This is a genomic window from Streptomyces sp. NPDC006384 (assembly GCF_042870695.1).
Lineage (GTDB): Bacteria > Actinomycetota > Actinomycetes > Streptomycetales > Streptomycetaceae > Streptomyces.
In genome coordinates, this window is sequence record NZ_JBIAHR010000004.1 from 214,321 (window position 1) to 230,081 (window position 15,761).

The 15,761-nt window shown below is 70.4% G+C and carries 14 protein-coding genes and 1 riboswitch; of the genes, 4 read left to right on the forward strand and 10 right to left on the reverse strand.

Going from position 1 to position 15,761, the window contains the following annotated elements:
• Positions 1–161 precede the first annotated feature (161 nt).
• Positions 162–278, reverse strand: a riboswitch (SAM riboswitch).
• A gap of 106 nt (positions 279–384) precedes the next feature.
• The 5 genes from trpD to ACFYOJ_RS07000 all read right to left on the reverse strand — a co-directional run bounded on the left by trpD (position 385) and on the right by ACFYOJ_RS07000 (position 5,765).
• Positions 385–1,449, reverse strand: coding sequence for an anthranilate phosphoribosyltransferase (gene trpD, locus ACFYOJ_RS06980; RefSeq protein WP_356552195.1), 1,065 nt, complete (start codon positions 1,447–1,449; stop codon positions 385–387).
• A gap of 131 nt (positions 1,450–1,580) precedes the next feature.
• Complete coding sequence (locus ACFYOJ_RS06985) at positions 1,581–3,218, reverse strand: cytochrome bc complex cytochrome b subunit (protein WP_356552196.1); 1,638 nt, start codon at positions 3,216–3,218, stop codon at positions 1,581–1,583.
• Positions 3,215–4,273 carry a Rieske 2Fe-2S domain-containing protein gene (locus ACFYOJ_RS06990; RefSeq protein WP_356552198.1) on the reverse strand — a complete coding sequence of 353 codons (1,059 nt, stop codon included), beginning with the start codon at positions 4,271–4,273 and terminating at the stop codon, positions 3,215–3,217. Before ACFYOJ_RS06990 ends, ACFYOJ_RS06985 begins: the two co-directional genes overlap by 4 nt.
• Positions 4,270–5,079 carry a c-type cytochrome gene (locus ACFYOJ_RS06995; RefSeq protein WP_356552200.1) on the reverse strand — a complete coding sequence of 270 codons (810 nt, stop codon included), beginning with the start codon at positions 5,077–5,079 and terminating at the stop codon, positions 4,270–4,272. The genes ACFYOJ_RS06990 and ACFYOJ_RS06995 overlap by 4 nt, the downstream gene beginning before the upstream one ends.
• Positions 5,080–5,144: 65 nt before the next feature.
• On the reverse strand, positions 5,145–5,765 hold the full coding sequence (locus ACFYOJ_RS07000; RefSeq protein ID WP_356552201.1) for a heme-copper oxidase subunit III: 621 nt from the start codon (positions 5,763–5,765) through the stop codon (positions 5,145–5,147).
• A 188-nt stretch (positions 5,766–5,953) separates the two neighbouring features.
• Between ACFYOJ_RS07000 and ACFYOJ_RS07005 the strand changes: the two genes are divergently transcribed.
• Positions 5,954–6,355 (forward strand): hypothetical protein, encoded by a 402-nt coding sequence (locus tag ACFYOJ_RS07005; protein WP_356552203.1) that lies wholly within the window; start codon positions 5,954–5,956, stop codon positions 6,353–6,355.
• Between the two features lie 51 nt (positions 6,356–6,406).
• Here ACFYOJ_RS07005 and ACFYOJ_RS07010 read toward each other — a convergent pair whose 3' ends face one another.
• The 4 genes from ACFYOJ_RS07010 to coxB all read right to left on the reverse strand — a co-directional run bounded on the left by ACFYOJ_RS07010 (position 6,407) and on the right by coxB (position 10,900).
• The gene (locus ACFYOJ_RS07010; RefSeq protein ID WP_356552204.1) at positions 6,407–7,684 is read right to left on the reverse strand and encodes an Ig-like domain-containing protein; all 1,278 of its coding nucleotides are present in this window, start codon (positions 7,682–7,684) and stop codon (positions 6,407–6,409) included.
• Positions 7,685–7,815: 131 nt separating this feature from the next.
• The gene (locus tag ACFYOJ_RS07015; protein WP_356552206.1) at positions 7,816–8,214 is read right to left on the reverse strand and encodes a cytochrome c oxidase subunit 4; all 399 of its coding nucleotides are present in this window, start codon (positions 8,212–8,214) and stop codon (positions 7,816–7,818) included.
• Entirely contained in the window at positions 8,211–9,944 is a 1,734-nt protein-coding gene (gene ctaD, locus ACFYOJ_RS07020; RefSeq protein ID WP_356552208.1) for a cytochrome c oxidase subunit I, read from the reverse strand. Before ctaD ends, ACFYOJ_RS07015 begins: the two co-directional genes overlap by 4 nt.
• The gene (gene coxB / locus ACFYOJ_RS07025) at positions 9,941–10,900 is read right to left on the reverse strand and encodes a cytochrome c oxidase subunit II (RefSeq protein WP_356552210.1); all 960 of its coding nucleotides are present in this window, start codon (positions 10,898–10,900) and stop codon (positions 9,941–9,943) included. The genes ctaD and coxB overlap by 4 nt, the downstream gene beginning before the upstream one ends.
• A gap of 300 nt (positions 10,901–11,200) precedes the next feature.
• On the opposite strand from coxB, the gene ACFYOJ_RS07030 reads away from it, so the two are divergent.
• Positions 11,201–12,583, forward strand: coding sequence for an aminotransferase class V-fold PLP-dependent enzyme (locus ACFYOJ_RS07030; RefSeq protein WP_356552212.1), 1,383 nt, complete (start codon positions 11,201–11,203; stop codon positions 12,581–12,583).
• Between the two features lie 18 nt (positions 12,584–12,601).
• Here the strand turns inward: ACFYOJ_RS07030 and ACFYOJ_RS07035 are convergent, their stop codons facing one another.
• Positions 12,602–13,576, reverse strand: a complete 975-nt coding sequence (locus ACFYOJ_RS07035) for a carbohydrate kinase family protein (protein WP_356552214.1) — start codon at positions 13,574–13,576, stop codon at positions 12,602–12,604.
• A gap of 132 nt (positions 13,577–13,708) precedes the next feature.
• Here ACFYOJ_RS07035 and ACFYOJ_RS07040 point away from each other — a divergent pair, with 132 nt between their 5' ends.
• Together ACFYOJ_RS07040 and ACFYOJ_RS07045 are read left to right on the forward strand one after the other, a co-directional pair.
• Positions 13,709–13,921: a hypothetical protein gene (locus ACFYOJ_RS07040; protein ID WP_356552215.1), complete on the forward strand. Its 213-nt coding sequence runs from the start codon at positions 13,709–13,711 to the stop codon at positions 13,919–13,921.
• Between the two features lie 127 nt (positions 13,922–14,048).
• A complete protein-coding gene (locus tag ACFYOJ_RS07045; protein ID WP_356552217.1) occupies positions 14,049–15,575 on the forward strand; it encodes a hypothetical protein in 1,527 nt (508 codons plus the stop codon).
• The last annotated feature ends 186 nt before the right edge of the window (positions 15,576–15,761 follow it).

A 15,761-nucleotide genomic window follows, 5' to 3' on the forward strand; every position in this document is an offset into this window, starting at 1 on the left:
CGGCGTCACCACGCGAGCGCGCACGGCTCGAGCGTGGGACGTGAAGGAAAAGGGGATGCCGAGGCGGGGCTCTGCGGCCCTATCGCATTCGCTGATTCACGGAAGACTCCCTCGGAACGACCCAGGACCCCTGGACCCACACTCCCGAGAAGCGTGCGAGGGGTCCGCGCTTGCCGTAGACCTCGCTGCCTACGGCCTGGTCTTCACCCGGGGCACCCCGCCACGGACGGAGGGTTGCCGGACAGTCGGCCGGGGCCTCATGACTGTCACTCATGACCTGGCAAGGAACGTACGTGAAGTGATCGCCGTCCCGCAACCCGTGTCCGGATCGCGGGACGGACGTCACAGGAGGGCCGTCACAGGAGGGCCGTCACAGGAGGGCCGTCAGGCGTTGCTCACCGCGACCCAGCGCTCCAGGACCCGCCGTGCGGCACCCGAGTCGATCGCCTCGGCGGCCCGGTCCATGCCGGCCCGGATCTGCTCGGCCAGCGGCCCGTCACCGGGCGCGAGGGCCACCAGCGCCGCCGCGGAGTTCAGCAGCACCGCGTCCCGCACCGGTCCCCTCTCGCCCGCCAGCAGACGGCGGGCGACGTCCGCGTTGTAGGAGGCGTCGGCGCCGCGCAGCGCCTCGACCGGCACCAGGTCGAGGCCGACGTCCCGCGGGTCGAAGGTCTCCTCGGTCACCCTGCCGTCCCGCACGACCCAGACCCGGGAGGTGGAGGTCGTGGTCAGCTCGTCGAGGCCGTCGTCGCCGCGGAAGACCAGGGAGGAGTGACCGCGCCCGGCGAAGACACCGGCGATGATCGGCGCCATCCGGGCGTCGGCGACCCCGATCGCCTGGGACTTCACCCGGGCCGGGTTGGTCAGCGGGCCCAGGAAGTTGAACACCGTGCGGACGCCGAGCTGGCTGCGCGCCGCCGCCACGTGGCGCAGCGCCGGGTGGAACTTCACGGCGAAGCAGAAGGTGATGCCCGCCTCGTCCGCGACCTGGGCCACCCGCTTCGGCGTCAGCTCCAGATTGACCCCGAGCTTCTCCAGGACGTCGGAGGCCCCGGACGCCGAGGAGGCGGCCCGGTTGCCGTGCTTGACGACCTTGGCGCCCGTGCCGGCCACGACGATCGCCGACATGGTGGAGATGTTGACGGTCCTGGCGCCGTCGCCGCCGGTGCCGACGATGTCGACCGTCTCCCCCGGCACCTCGATCACGTTGGCGTGCTCGTACATGGTGCGGACGAGGCCGGAGATCTCCTCGACCGTCTCCCCCTTGAAGCGCAGGCCCACCACGAAGCCGGCGATCTGCGCGTCGGTCGCCTCGCCGCGCATGATCACGTCCAGCGCCCAGGCCGTCTCGTCGGCGGACAGGTCACGTCCGTCCAGCAGTCCGTTCAGCAGGGCGGGCCAGGAGCGGCCCGCCGCGGTGTCGCCTCCAGCGGGGGTCACAGCGCTCATCAGCCGCTCCTGAATCGTGTACGTCGTGGAAGGAAGGTGCGCTCCCACCCTATCCAGCCCCGGGCACGGCGAAGGGCCCCGTCCGCGGAACGGACGGGGCCCTTCGACCGTGGTGTGGCGACGCTGGAGGGTCAGTGGTGGCCGTGGCCCTTCGTGATCTCCTTGTACTCCTCGACGGTCGGCTTCGGGATCTGCGACCCCTCGCCGTAGTACGCCTTGCTGAGCTTGGCCCGGAGCTTCTCCATGGCCTTCGGCTTGCGCTCGACACCGTTCTCGTCGACCGTCGGGCCGATCTCGGCCGGCTTGTACTGCTCGTGCGCCGTGAGGGTGTACATGGCGCCCTGGCTGAGCGGCTCGTGGACCTCGATGAACTCACCGTGCGGCAGGCGCTTGATGATGCCGGACTCGCGTCCGTGCAGCACCTTCTCCTTGTCGCGGCGCTGGAGGCCGAGGCAGATCCGCTTGGTGACCACGAAGGCGACGACCGGGCCGACGAAGAACCCGATCCGCACGAACCAGGTGACCGCGTTGATCGACAGGTGGAAGTGCGTGGCGACGATGTCGTTGCCACCACCGATCAGCATGATCATGTACGCGGTGACCCACGCGACACCGAAGGCCGTACGGGTCGGGGCGTTGCGCGGACGGTCCAGGATGTGGTGCTCGCGCTTGTCCCCGGTCACCCACGACTCGATGAACGGGTAGAGGGCGATGACCGCGAGGAAGATACCGAAGATCACCAGCGGGACGAACACGCCGAGGACCAGCGTGTGACCCCAGAAGTTGATCTCCCAGCCCGGCATGGCGCGGACCAGACCCTCGGCGAAGCCCATGTACCAGTCGGGCTGGGCGCCGGTGGACACCTGGTCGGGCCGGTAGGGGCCGATGTTCCAGATCGGGTTGACCGTCACGAGGCCGGCGATGGCCGCGATCACACCGAAGACCAGGAAGAAGAAGCCTCCGGCCTTCGCCATGTAGACCGGCAGCAGCGGCATGCCGACGACGTTCTTGTTGGTCTTGCCGGGGCCCGCGAACTGCGTGTGCTTGTGGTAGAAGACCAGGATCAGGTGGCCCACCACCAGGCCGAGCATGATGCCCGGCAGCAGCAGGATGTGCACCGAGTAGAACCGGGCCACGAAGTCGTGGCCGGGGAACTCCCCGCCGAACAGGAACATCGAGATGTACGTGCCGACGATCGGCACGGACAGGATCGCGCCCTGCGTGAAGCGGACACCGGTGCCGGAGAGCAGGTCGTCCGGGAGCGAGTAGCCGGTGAAACCGGTGAACATGCCGAGGACGAACAGCAGGAAGCCGAACAGCCAGTTGATCTCACGCGGCTTGCGGAACGCGCCGGTGAAGAACACGCGCATCATGTGCACGAACATGCCGGCGAGGAAGATGATCGCCGCCCAGTGGTGGATCTGCCGGATGAGCAGACCACCCCGGATGTCGAAGCTGATGTTCAGCGTCGAGGCGTACGCCTCGCTCATCAGCTGGCCCTGCAGCGGCACGTACGAGCCGTGGTACGTGACCTCATTCATCGACGGGTGGAAGAACAGCGTCAGATACACACCCGTGAGGATGATGATGATGAAGCTGTACAGACACACTTCGCCGAGCATGAACGACCAGTGGTCGGGGAAGATCTTGCGCATGTTGGCCTTGGCCAGGGAGTAGATCCCCAGCCGGCCGTCGGCCCAGTCGGCGACCCGTTCGCCGGCCGGTGCCTTCCCGCGGGCGCGGGACGTATTGGTCGCTGTCGTGCTCATCCGCGCTCCCAGAATGCAGGACCGACGGGCTCTTCGAAGTCGCTGAGCGCCTCGAGGTAGCCCTCGTCGTTCACGCCGATGCGCAGCTGCGGCAGGGCGTGACCGGCGGGACCGAAGATCACCCGGGCACCGTCGGAGAGGTCGAAGGTGGACTGGTGGCAGGGACACAGCACGTGGTGCGTCTGCTGCTCGTACAGGGAGATCGGGCAGCCCACGTGGGTGCAGATCTTCGAGTACGCGACGATGCCCTCGTGCGACCACTCGAGCTCGCGCTTGTCCTTGATGTTCTCCGGCTGGATCCGGACGATCATCAGGGCGGCCTTGGCGATCTCGGTCTGGAACTCCTCGTCGTGCTCGTCCAGGCCCTCGGGCTTGGCGAAGGTCAGCGAGCCCACCGCGACGTCGGAGGGACGCAGCGGCTCGTTGGTGTTCATGTTGACGAGCAGCTTGCCCTTGGACCACAGGGTGTGGCGCAGCTTGGTGCCGGGCTTCGGACCGAGCTCGGCCAGCAGGACGACACCGGAGAGCGGCACCAGGGTGAGCGCGCCCAGCATCGTGTTGCGGATCAGCTTCCGGCGCCCGATCACGGACTCCTTGGCGCCCTGCCTGAAGTCCGCGTGGACCTTGGCACGGACCTCGGGGTCCGCCTCGATCGGGTGACGCTCGTCGGCGACCTCCTCGTCGGACATCAGGGTGCGCGCCCAGTGGACGGCGCCCGCGCCGATCGCGAAGAGCGCCACGCCCAGCGTCAGACCGAGCGCGAAGTTCATCGCGTTCACGTGCCCGACGGGGAACACGTAGATCGACTTGTCGTGCGGGATCGTCACGAACGAGGCGATGAAGCCGATGGTGGCCAGCATCGACAAGGTGAACATCAGCGCGACCGCGCGCTCGGACCGCTTGGCGGCCCGCTCGTCGACGTCCTGGATCCGGTGCTCGTGGGGCGGCAGCCCCGGGTCGGCGAACGGGTGGTTCTCGTCCGCGACCTTCACCGCACCGTGCGGGGTGCCCTGCTCAGCCGGCAGGTTCTCTTCTGGGATGTCTTGGCTACTCATGACTTCTTGGCCTTTGCGGTCCGAGCGGCGACCCACACGGCGACGGCGATGCAGCCGCCGAGGCCGAAGATCCAGCCGAAGAGGCCCTCGCTGACCGGCCCGAGGCCGCCCAGCGAAAGACCGCCGGGGCTGACGGTCTCGTCACTGTTGACCGCGTTCAGGTAGGCGATGATGTCCTTCTTGTTCTGCTCCGACATCGTGGTGTCGGGGAAGGAGGGCATGTTCTGCGGGCCGGTCTGCATGGCCTCGTAGATGTGCTTCGGGTCGACGCCCTCGAGGGTGGGCGCGTACTTGCCGTGCGTCAGCGCGCCGCCCTTGCCGGTGAAGTTGTGGCACTGCGCGCAGTTGGTGCGGAACAGCTCACCGCCCTTGGCGGCGTCCGCGCCCTCCGGACCGTACTTCTCCTCGGTGGGGACGGCCGGGCCGGCGCCCAGAGAGGCGATGTAGGCGGCCAGCTGGTCGATCTCGGCCTGGGAGTAGATCACCTTCTTGCGCGGGACCTGAGCGCCCGGCTGCTGGGCCGGCATACGACCGGTGCCCACCTGGAAGTCGACGGCGGCGGCGCCGACGCCGACCAGGCTCGGGCCGTCGGTGGTGCCCTGACCCCCGGTGCCGTGGCAGCTGGCACAGCCGACGGCGTAGAGCTTCTTGCCCTCGTCGATGGCGAGGGACTGGGCGGTTTCATCGGCCTGCGCCTTGTCCGCGGGTGCGAACGCGGCGTACAGCCCCCCTGTGCATGCCAGCGCGAGGAGTAGGACGACGAGCGCCGCCAGCGGGTGGCGTCGTCGTGCGGAGAGCTTTTTCACGGATTACCCCGGTGTCAGGATCTTCTGCGTCGATGCTTCTGGTATTGCGCGGGTGCGTGCCGCGACTACTTGATCATGTAGATCGTGGCGAAGAGGCCGATCCAGACGACATCGACGAAGTGCCAGTAGTAGGACACGACGATGGCGGCGGTCGCCTGCTCGTGGGTGAACCTCCGGGCCGCGTAGGTGCGGCCGAGGACCAGCAGGAAGGCGATGAGGCCGCCCGTCACGTGCAGTCCGTGGAAGCCGGTGGTCAGGTAGAACACCGAGCCGTACGGGTCCGACGAGAGCGAGAGGCCCTCGTGCTTGACCAGCTCGGTGTACTCGTACACCTGGCCGCCGATGAAGATCGCACCCATCACGAAGGTGACGATGAACCACATCCGGAGCTTCTTCACGTCCCCGCGCTCGGCCGCGAACACGCCGAGCTGGCAGGTGAGGGAGGAGAGCACCAGGATCGTGGTGTTCGTCGCGGAGAACGGGAAGTTCAGCGCGTCGGCCTTCTCGGACCAGAAGTCCGGGCCGGTCACCGATCGCAGGGTGAAGTACATCGCGAAGAGGGCCGCGAAGAACATCAGCTCGGAACTCAACCAGATGATGGTTCCGACGCTGGTGAGGTTCGGCCGGTTGACCGACGGGTGCGCGTGCCCGGTTTCTACTGTCGTTGCTGTCGCCACGACCGACATTATGTCGGTCGCTTATCCCGCCCTCACCCCGGGGGGTGCCGTTCGGTGTGTTCACCCCCTCTGTAGTGCCCGTATGGCCCATCGAACGGCCCGTCGAAGCCGTGTCCGAACCAGTGTTGACGGGCCGTGGGAGGGAGTAGCATCCGGCGCAACGGGCACGACAGTCCCCACCGCGTATCGGAGGAAGCATGCAGGCGACCGCCACGGTGCTGGTCTACAGCGACGACTCCAACACCCGCGAACAGGTGCGGCTCGCGACCGGCCGCCGGCCGGCTCCGGACGTGCCCGTGGTCGAGATCGTGGAGTGCGCCACGCCGGCCGCCGTCGTCAGGGAGCTGGACAAGGGCGGCATCGACGTCTGCGTCCTGGACGGCGAGGCGGTGCCCATGGGCGGCATGGGGCTGTGCCGGCAGATCAAGGACGAGGTCTTCGGCTGCCCGCCGGTGCTGCTGCTCATCGCCCGGCCGCAGGACGCCTGGCTGGCCACCTGGAGCCGCGCGGAGGCCGCTGTGGCCTCCCCGGTGGAGCCGGTGGAGTTCGCGGGCGCACTGGCCTCCCTGCTGCGGCAGAAGCGACTGCAGGGCGTCTAGGGACGTCCGGGAGGGCGCGCCGCCGGGGGCGCACCGTCCCCGGCGGCGCCGTCACACGCTCTCCGGGCGCAGCCGGGCCTGTTCCGCCGTGCCGGGGGCGTTGACCGTGCCGCCCGTCAGCGCGCTCCCCTCACGCCACTTGGCCCAGTCCAGGTTCCAGTCGCCGAAGCCGTTGCCGAAGGACTCCATGGTCTCGCCCTCGGAGTTGATCACCTCGACGAGGTCGCCCTCCTGGACCGCGCCGAAGAACCACTCGGCGTTGTCGGTGCTCATGCCCACGCAGCCGTGGCTGACGTTGGCGGAGCCCTGGGAGGCGACGGACCAGGGGGCGGCGTGCACGTACTCGCCGCTCCAGGTGACCCGGGTGGCCCAGTACACCGGCAGGTCGTACGACTCCGAGGAGCCCTCGGCGATGCCGACGGTGCTGCTGCGCATGCGTACGAAGGGCTCCTTGCCCAGCACGACCTTGACGCCGTTGCGGGTCTCGAAGCCGGGTTTGCCGGTGGTGACGGGGATCTGCCGGACCGCCTCGCCGTCCCGGTAGACCGTCAGGGTGTGCGCGGCGGCGTCGGTGACGGCGACGACGCGGTCGTCCGTCGTGATCTTCAGGGGCTTCGCCCTGCCGCCCCACATCCGGTCGCCGATCTTGATGCCCTCGAGGGTGCTGCGGACCTGGATGGTGGCGTGGGCGGGCCAGTACTCCTGGGGCCGGTAGTGGAGCTTCTTGTCGTCCACCCAGTACCAGGCGCCCTGCACCGCGGGCGTGGACTCGACCTTCAGGGCGCGCTCCACTATGGCGCGCTGGGCCTTGTCGGCGACCGGCCGGCTCAGTTCGGCGGTGACGGGCTGGCCCACACCGTAGGAGCCCGCCCGGGGGCCGAAGGAGACGTCCAGGGTCTGTTTCGCGGTGGGGCTGCCCGTGTCGAAGGTGAGGACCTTGCGGCCGGGTGCCCCGTCACCGTCCTCGGTGCTGACGCGCACCGTGTAGCGGGCGTTCGCGGCCAGCGGCGAGGTGCTGTGCCAGCGGGCTCCGTCGGCGGAGAGTTCGCCCGCCACGTAGCGGCCCGACGCGTCCACGGCCGTGACGTCCGTGATGCGCCCTCCGGCGCCCTCGGCGACGACCTCCAGGGGCTTGTCGGGGTCGGCTTTCTTCCCGGCGTCCGTGGGGGCGTTGAAGCTGATCTGGCCGGCCGCGTCGTAGGGCGTGGCCGACAGCGGGTGGCCGTCGTCGCCCGTGCAGGCGGTGACGCCCGCGCCGAGGGCCAGCGCCAGCAGGGTGCAGCCGACGACCGTACGCCCCCGCGCCTGGAAGTGAACCGTGTCGCTCATGGCCTCACGCTAGGGAGCGGCGTCGGTGGCGGCACCACGGACTGACCCGGAAGAGTGAGGGCCGCTACGGCAGACGAAGGGGCCCGGACGCTCCTGACGGAGTGTCCGGGCCCCTGTACGCCGAACGCGTGTTACTGGGTGCGGTTCTCACCGCGGTAGTACTCGAAGACCCAGCCCCACAGGCCGATCAGGATGACCGGCAGTGAGAAGTACATCAGCCACCAGCCGACGGCCACGGCCAGGAAGGAGAGCGCGGCACCGATGCCGAGCGACAGCGGCTGCCAGCTGTGCGGGCTGAAGAACCCGAGCTCGCCCGCGTCGTCCGCGACGTCCGCTTCCTTGTTGTCCTGCGCGCCCGCGTCGACCCGCCTGGCCGTGAAGGCCAGGTAGAAGCCGATCATGAGGCACAGGCCGAAGGCCAGGAAGAGGGCCGTGGCTCCGGCCGGCTCCTTCGCCCACACGCCGTACGTGACCGCGACGGCGAGGATGAAGAGGCTCAGCCAGAGGAAAATCTTGCCCTGGATCTTCACTTGCCGGCCTCCTTGCCGCCAGCGAGGGTCTTCTCACCGTGACCGACGTTCTCGAGCTGGTCGAGCGCGGAGATCTCCGGGTGGTGCAGGTCGAACGCGGGGGATTCACTGCGGACGCGCGGCAGCGTGAGGAAGTTGTGCCGCGGCGGCGGGCAGGAGGTCGCCCACTCCAGGGAGCGGCCGTAGCCCCACGGGTCGTCCACGCCGACCGGCTTGCCGTACTTGGCCGTCTTCCAGATGTTGTAGAAGAACGGCAGGATCGACATGCCGAGCAGGAACGAGGCGATCGTCGAGATCGTGTTCAGGGCGGTGAAGCCGTCGGCCGCCAGGTAGTCGGCGTACCGGCGCGGCATGCCCTCGGCGCCCAGCCAGTGCTGGACCAGGAACGTGCCGTGGAAGCCGACGAACAGCGTCCAGAAGGTGATCTTGCCCAGGCGCTCGTCGAGCAGCTTGCCGGTGAACTTCGGCCACCAGAAGTGGAAGCCGGCGAACATCGCGAAGACCACGGTGCCGAACACCACGTAGTGGAAGTGCGCCACCACGAAGTACGAGTCGGAGACGTGGAAGTCCATCGGCGGCGAGGCCAGGATGACACCGGTCAGACCACCGAAGAGGAAGGTGATCAGGAAGCCGGTGGACCAGAGCATCGGGGTCTCGAAGCTGATCGACCCCTTCCACATGGTGCCGATCCAGTTGAAGAACTTCACACCGGTCGGGACCGCGATCAGGAAGGTCATGAAGGAGAAGAACGGCAGCAGCACACCGCCGGTGACGTACATGTGGTGGGCCCACACCGTCACGGACAGACCCGCGATCGAGATCGTCGCGGCGACCAGGCCCCAGTAGCCGAAGATCGGCTTCCGGGAGAACACCGGGATGATCTCACTGACGATGCCGAAGAACGGCAGCGCGATGATGTACACCTCTGGGTGTCCGAAGAACCAGAAGAGGTGCTGCCACAGCAGTGCTCCGCCGTTGGCCGAGTCGAAGATGTGCGCACCGAACTTGCGGTCCGCCTCGAGCGCGAACAGGGCCGCGGCCAGGACCGGGAAGGCCAGCAGGACCAGCACACCGGTCAGCAGGACGTTCCAGGTGAAGATCGGCATGCGGAACATGGTCATGCCCGGCGCGCGCATGCAGATGATCGTGGTGATGAAGTTGACCGAGCCGAGGATGGTGCCGAAGCCGGAGAAGGCCAGACCCATGATCCACAGGTCACCGCCGATGCCCGGCGAGTGCACCGCGTCGGACAGCGGCGAGTAGGCGAACCAGCCGAAGTCGGCCGCACCCTGCGGGGTGAGGAAGCCGCCCACCGCGATCAGCGAGCCGAACAGGTACAGCCAGTAGGCGAACATGTTCAGCCGCGGGAAGGCCACGTCCGGCGCGCCGATCTGCAGCGGCATGATCCAGTTCGCGAAACCGGAGAACAGCGGCGTCGCGAACATCAGCAGCATGATCGTGCCGTGCATCGTGAACGCCTGGTTGAACTGCTCGTTCGACATGATCTGCAGACCCGGACGGGCCAGCTCGGCGCGCATGACGAGCGCCATCACACCGCCGATGCAGAAGAACGCGAACGACGTGACCAGGTACAGCGTGCCGATCGTCTTGTGGTCCGTGGTGGTCAGCCACTTGACGATCACTTCGCCACGCCTCTGGCGCCGGACCGGCAGCTCGTCCGCGTAGTGGGACCCTGCCGCGGCACCCTGGGGTTCGTTGAGGATGCTCACAGGTTGTTCGTCTCCCGGTTCTTCTCGTGGCTCGTCTGCGCGATGCCGGCGGGAACGTAACCGGTCTGCCCCTTCTTCGCGAGGTCCTGAAGGTGCTGCTCATAGCGCTCCGGGGAGACGACCTTCACGTTGAACAGCATCCGGGAGTGGTCGACGCCGCACAGCTCGGCGCACTTGCCCAGGAAGGTGCCCTCCTTGTTGGGGGTCACCTCGAAGGCGTTGGTGTGGCCCGGGATGACGTCCTGCTTCATGAGGAACGGCACCACCCAGAAGGAGTGGATGACGTCCCGCGAGGTCAGGACGAAGCGGACCGTCTTGCCCTTGGGGAGCCAGAGGGTCGGACCCGGGTTGTTGGTCTGCGGGTTCCGGGTGCCGGGGACGCCGCAGTCGTAGACACCGCCGGCGTTCGCCGGGAAGTCCGCCTTGAACCGGTCCGGGATGGCGGCCAGTTCCTTGGATGTCTTGGCGTCGCCGTCGGAACCGGCGACCTCCTCGATGTGGTTGAAGCACCAGCTCCACTGGAAGCCGACCACGTTGACCGTGACGTCGGGCTTCTTCTTCAGGCTCATGAGCTCGGACTCGTCACGGGCCGTGAAGTAGAACAGCACCGAGACGATGACGAGCGGAACCATGGTGTACAGCGCCTCGATGGGCAGGTTGTACCTGGTCTGCGGAGGAACTTCGACCTTGGTGCGGCTGCGCCGGTGGAAGAAAGCACTCCACAGGATCAGGCCCCACACCAGCACGCCGACGGCGAGCGCGGCAGCCCAGGACCCCTGCCACAGGGAGAGGATCCGCGGAGCCTCTTCCGTGGTCGGGGTGGGCATGCCAAGGCGGGGGAAGTCCTTGTATGTGCAACCGGTGGCGGTCGCCAGGACCAGGCCCGCGGTCAGTGCCTGCAGCAGCTTCCGCCGCATCGGGCGCCGCGGCGAGCGGTCGGAGCCGTTGGGACTCACGTAGCGCCTTCCCGAGAGTCTCGCCCGCGCTGTTCGGCTGCGGCCTTCTCGCTGGTCGGTCGCCGCCCTGCGTCGGGCAGGGGTTTGATGTTTATGCGGACCAAACCCTAGCCGACGCCCTCCGGGGGGTCGCGGGGAGGGTGGCATACGCGCCGGGGGTCACTCTTTAAGGGTGGGACGGGGCGCCTGCGGGGGGTGCGAACCGGGGTTGCACGGCGGCTTGCGGTGCGGTGCGGTTGCTCGCGCAGTTCCCCTCGCCCCTTCGGGGCACTCTCGTACCGGACGTCATAACGTTGCCGTGTGGCTTACTTTGACGCTGCTTCGGCCGTTCCCCTGCATCCCGTCGCCCGGCAGGCGCTGCTGGCCTCTCTCGACGAGGGGTGGGCCGACCCCGCGCGGCTCTACCGGGAAGGGCGCCGGGCGCGGCTGCTGCTCGACGCGGCCCGGGAGGCGGCGGCCGAGGCGGTGGGGTGCCGGGCGGACGAGCTGGTGTTCACCCCTTCGGGGACGCGGGCGGTGCATTCGGGGGTCGCGGGGGCGCTGGCCGGGCGGCGCCGGACCGGGTCCCACCTGATCGTGTCAGCGGTCGAACACTCCTCCGTACTGCACGCCGCCGAGGCGCACGAGGCCGACGGCGGCACGGTCACTCAGGTGCCCGTGGACCGGACGGGGGCGGTGGACCCGGACGCCTACGCGGACGCCCTGCGCGACGACACCGCGCTGGCCTGTCTCCAGTCGGCCAACCACGAGGTGGGCACCGAGCAGCCGGTGGCGGCGGTGGCCGAGGCGTGCCGGGCTGCGGGGGTGCCGCTGCTGGTGGACGCGGCGCAGTCGCTGGCCTGGGGACCGGTCGGGGGCGACTGGTCGCTGCTGGCGGCGAGCGCCCACAAGTGGGGCGGGCCGTCGGGGGTGGGGCTGCTCGTCGTGCGCAAGGGGGTGCGGTTCGCGGCACAAGGTCCCGGGGACGAGCGGGAGTCGGGGCGGGCGCCCGGTTTCGAGAACCTGCCGGCGATCGTGGCCGCCGCGGCGTCGCTGCGGGCGGTGCGGGCCGAGGCTGCCGCGGAGGCGGCCAGGCTGCGGGAGCTGACGGCGCGGATCCGGACACGGGTGGCGGCCTCGGTGCCGGACGTGGAGGTGGTCGGCGATCCGGTGCGCCGGCTGCCCGGCACCGTCACCTTCTCGTGTCTCTATGTCGACGGGGAGACTCTGCTGCACGAGCTGGACCGGGCGGGTTTCTCGGTCTCCTCCGGCTCGTCGTGCACGAGCAGCACCCTGACGCCGAGCCACGTGCTGAGGGCGATGGGGGTGCTCAGCGAGGGGAACGTCCGCGTGTCGCTGCCGCCGGGGACGCCGGCCGGGGAGGTGGAGCGGTTCCTGGAGGTGCTGCCGGGCACGGTGGCGGCGGTGCGCGAGAGGCTGGGGGCACCGGTGAGCACGGAGGCCGCCCCCCGCTTCGGGGACGGCCTCGTGGTGGACGCGCTCGGCCGGCGCTGCCCCATTCCGGTGATCGAGCTGGCCAAGGTGATCGGCGACGTCCCCGTCGGCGGGACGGTCCGTGTCCTGTCCGACGACGAGGCCGCCCGCCTGGACATCCCGGCGTGGTGCGAGATGCGGGGGCAGGAGTACCTGGGCGAGGAGCCGGCGGAACGGGGAACGGCCTACCTGGTCCGCCGGGTGGGCTGATCCGCCCGGGGTGCCCCTCTAGCCCAGGTGCGCCTGGACCTCGGCGGCCGCCTCGTCCCCGTACGCCTTGGTGAAGCGCTCCATGAAGTGGCCGCGGCGCAGCTGGTACTCCTGCGTGCCGACGGTCTCGATGACGAGGGTCGCCAGCATGCAGCCGACCTGCGCCGCCCGCTCCAGGGACACTCCCCAGGCCAGCCCCGACAGGAAGCCGGCGCGGAAGGCGTCGCCGACGCCCGTCGGGTCGGCCTTGCGCTCCTCGTCGGGGACGCCGACCTCGATGGTCTCCTCGCCGGCCCGCTCGATGCGCACGCCGCGCGCGCCGAGGGTGGTGACGCGGTGGCCGACGCGGCCGAGGATCTCCTCGTCGCTCCAGCCGGTCTTGGTCTCGATGAGCCCCTTCTCGTACTCGTTGGAGAAGAGGTAGGTCGCCCCGTCCAGCAGTATCCGGATCTCGTCGCCGTTCATCCGGGCGATCTGCTGGGAGAAGTCGGCGGCGAAGGGGATGGACCGCGCGCGGCACTCCTCGGTGTGGCGGAGCATCGCCTCCGGGTCGTCGGCGCCGATGGAGACCAGGTCGAGGCCGCCCACGCGGTCGGCGACGGTCTTGAGCTCGATGAGGCGGGCCTCGCTCATCGCGCCCGTGTAGAAGGAGCCGATCTGGTTGTGGTCGGCGTCGGTGGTGCAGACGAAGCGGGCGGTGTGCAGGGTCTCGGAGATGCGCACCGACTCGGTGTCGACGCCGTGCCTCTCCAGCCAGGCCCGGTACTCGGCGAAGTCCGAGCCGGCCGCGCCGACCAGGATCGGCCGGGTGCCGAGCTGCCCCATGCCGAAGGCGATGTTCGCGGCGACGCCGCCCCGGCGCACGTCGAGCTGGTCGACCAGGAAGGAGAGCGAGACCGTGTGCAGTTGGTCCGCGACGAGCTGGTCGGCGAAGCGGCCGGGGAAGGTCATGAGGTGATCGGTGGCGATGGAGCCGGTTACTGCGATACGCACGGCGAGGACTCTCTCCTGCGGGGAGGCGGATTGACAGTTCACGCTACCCGGCGGGGCCCCGACTCCGAAGCAGGCAAAACTACCCGATAGTAGAACTTCCTGCGCGACCCGGAACGTGCCTACGGTTCCGTCATGACGAATCCGAAGACCGTGGCACCCGCCCCCGCCGATCTCGAGGGCGACCTGGCGTCGCTGCGCGGCGACTGCGCCCGTATGGCCCCGCGGTGGTCGCCGCCCGCGGCGGCGCCGGCCGGTCCCGTGCCCCTGTCGCTGATCCACGGCGTGCGCGTGCCGCCGTCGTCGGCCAGGCTGCTGGAGGCGATGTCGGACTACGGCGACCAGTAGGAACCTTCCGGTTCCCCTCGGCCGTCTCCCCCGGGCCGTTCGGACGACCCGCGCCGGCCGCGGGGAACCGGATCCTCCCCCACCGCGTCCCATCGCTGTCCCCAGCAACAGCCGAAGGAGCGATGCGGTGAACACCGAGCGACCCGACAACGACGACGCGACCGCCGCCGGCGAGGCGGGGCCGGCGCGTCCCGTGCGGCGGCGTCCCCGGGCGGTCGCCGTCGCCTCCGTCGCCACCGCCGTGCTGCTCGTGGGGACCGGCGGGGCCTATCTGGCCACGTCCGCCTCCGGCGGCACTCCGGGCGGCGGTACGACCTCCGGGGCACCGGGCCGGGGCACGCCCCCGCCGCTCGCCCTGGACGGCCGTGCCGTCCCGTCCCCGGGCGGCACGGGCGACGACGCGAACGGCGTCGCGCCCGGCGAGCCCGACCCGCACGGCGTCACCTACCGCGCCGGCGGACCGCTGCCCGAGGGGCCCGGATCGGCGCCCGTGTACCGGGCGGAGGGCGAGGTCGGCGAGGCGGAGGTGGCCCGGCTGGCGAAGGCCCTCGGCGTCGACGGGGCGCCGCGGCTGCAGGGCGGGGCCTGGAAGGCGGGCAACGCCGCGGACGGCTCGGGCCCGCTCCTCACGGTGAACCGGCAGGCGCCGGGGACGTGGACGTTCCAGCGCTACACGCCCGGCACCGACGACTGCGGGAAGGGCCCGGCGTGCAAGGCGCCGTCCGCCGGCGGGAGCCCGGTGAGCGAGGCGGCCGCGAAGCGGGCGGCGGCGCCGGTGCTCGAGGCGCTCGGGCAGGACGACGCGAAGCTGGACGCGAGCCAGGTCATGGGCGCCCGGCGGGCCGTGAACGCCGACCCCGAGGTCGGCGGGCTGCCCACGCACGGCTGGACGACCGGCGTGGTGGTCGGCGCGCAGGGCGAGGTGGTCGGCGGCAGCGGCCAGGTGAAGACGCCGGTCGAGGGGGAAACGTATCCGGTGCTGGACGCGGAGGAGACGCTGGCGCTGCTGAACTCGCCGGGCGGCGGCCCCCGGGCGGGCATCGGCGGCTGCACGGGCCCGGTGCCGCTGGAGGAGGGCACGCGGCGGGTGCCGTGCGAGCCGTCGGCGGGAGCGGGGAAGACGCCGGGGGCGTCCGGCGGCGGGACGGTCACGGTGGAGGGGGCGGTGTTCGGGCTGGCCGCGCATCCGGTGCGGGGGCGGCAGACGCTGGTGCCGTCCTGGCTGTTCGAGGTGCGCGCGCCGGGCGCGGGGGACGCGTTCACGGTGACGTATCCGGCGGTCGACCCGGAGTACCTGACCTCCTCCTCCGCCGCGCCCGCCCCGTCGGACGGGCCGGCCTCGGCGCCGGCGTCGCCGCGTGACGTGCGGGTGAGCGGCTACACGGCCGAGGGCACCGAGCTGACCGTGCACTTCACCGGCGGGGTGTGCGCCGATTACGACGCGACGGCGAAGGAGAGCGCGGGGCGGGTGGAGGTCGCGGTGACCGAGACCCCGCACCCGGAGAAGGTCTGCATCCTGATCGCCGAGGAGCACGAGCGGACGGTGACGCTGGACCGGCCGCTGGGCGGCCGGGAGGTAGTGGGGACGGACGGCAGGGGGATCCCGCTGCACAAGCCGGGCGCGCGGCTTCCGGCACCGTCCGGCGGGCGCTGACGAACGGCACGCGGGACACGGAAGGGGGGGGGGGGGGGGGGGGGGGGGGGGGGGGGGGGGGGGGGGGCGGGCGCGGGGGGGGGGGGGGGGGGGGGGGGGGGGCGGGCGGGGCCCCCCCCCCCCCCCCCCCCCCGACGGGGTGTGCGCCGCGTCGGGTGGTTCCATGCTGTCCGCGCGGTCCTCCCG

Bases quoted from the DNA above. Each gene is read 5' to 3' on its own strand.
- trpD (WP_356552195.1), bottom strand. From the start codon at position 1,449: ATGAGCGCTGTGACCCCCGCTGGAGGCGACACCGCGGCGGGCCGCTCC.
- ACFYOJ_RS06990 (WP_356552198.1), bottom strand. From the start codon at position 4,273: ATGAGTAGCCAAGACATCCCAGAAGAGAACCTGCCGGCTGAGCAGGGC.
- ACFYOJ_RS07000 (WP_356552201.1), bottom strand. From the start codon at position 5,765: ATGTCGGTCGTGGCGACAGCAACGACAGTAGAAACCGGGCACGCGCAC.
- ACFYOJ_RS06985 (WP_356552196.1), bottom strand. From the start codon at position 3,218: ATGAGCACGACAGCGACCAATACGTCCCGCGCCCGCGGGAAGGCACCG.
- ACFYOJ_RS07005 (WP_356552203.1), top strand. From the start codon at position 5,954: ATGCAGGCGACCGCCACGGTGCTGGTCTACAGCGACGACTCCAACACC.
- ACFYOJ_RS07040 (WP_356552215.1), top strand. From the start codon at position 13,709: ATGACGAATCCGAAGACCGTGGCACCCGCCCCCGCCGATCTCGAGGGC.
- ACFYOJ_RS07010 (WP_356552204.1), bottom strand. From the start codon at position 7,684: ATGAGCGACACGGTTCACTTCCAGGCGCGGGGGCGTACGGTCGTCGGC.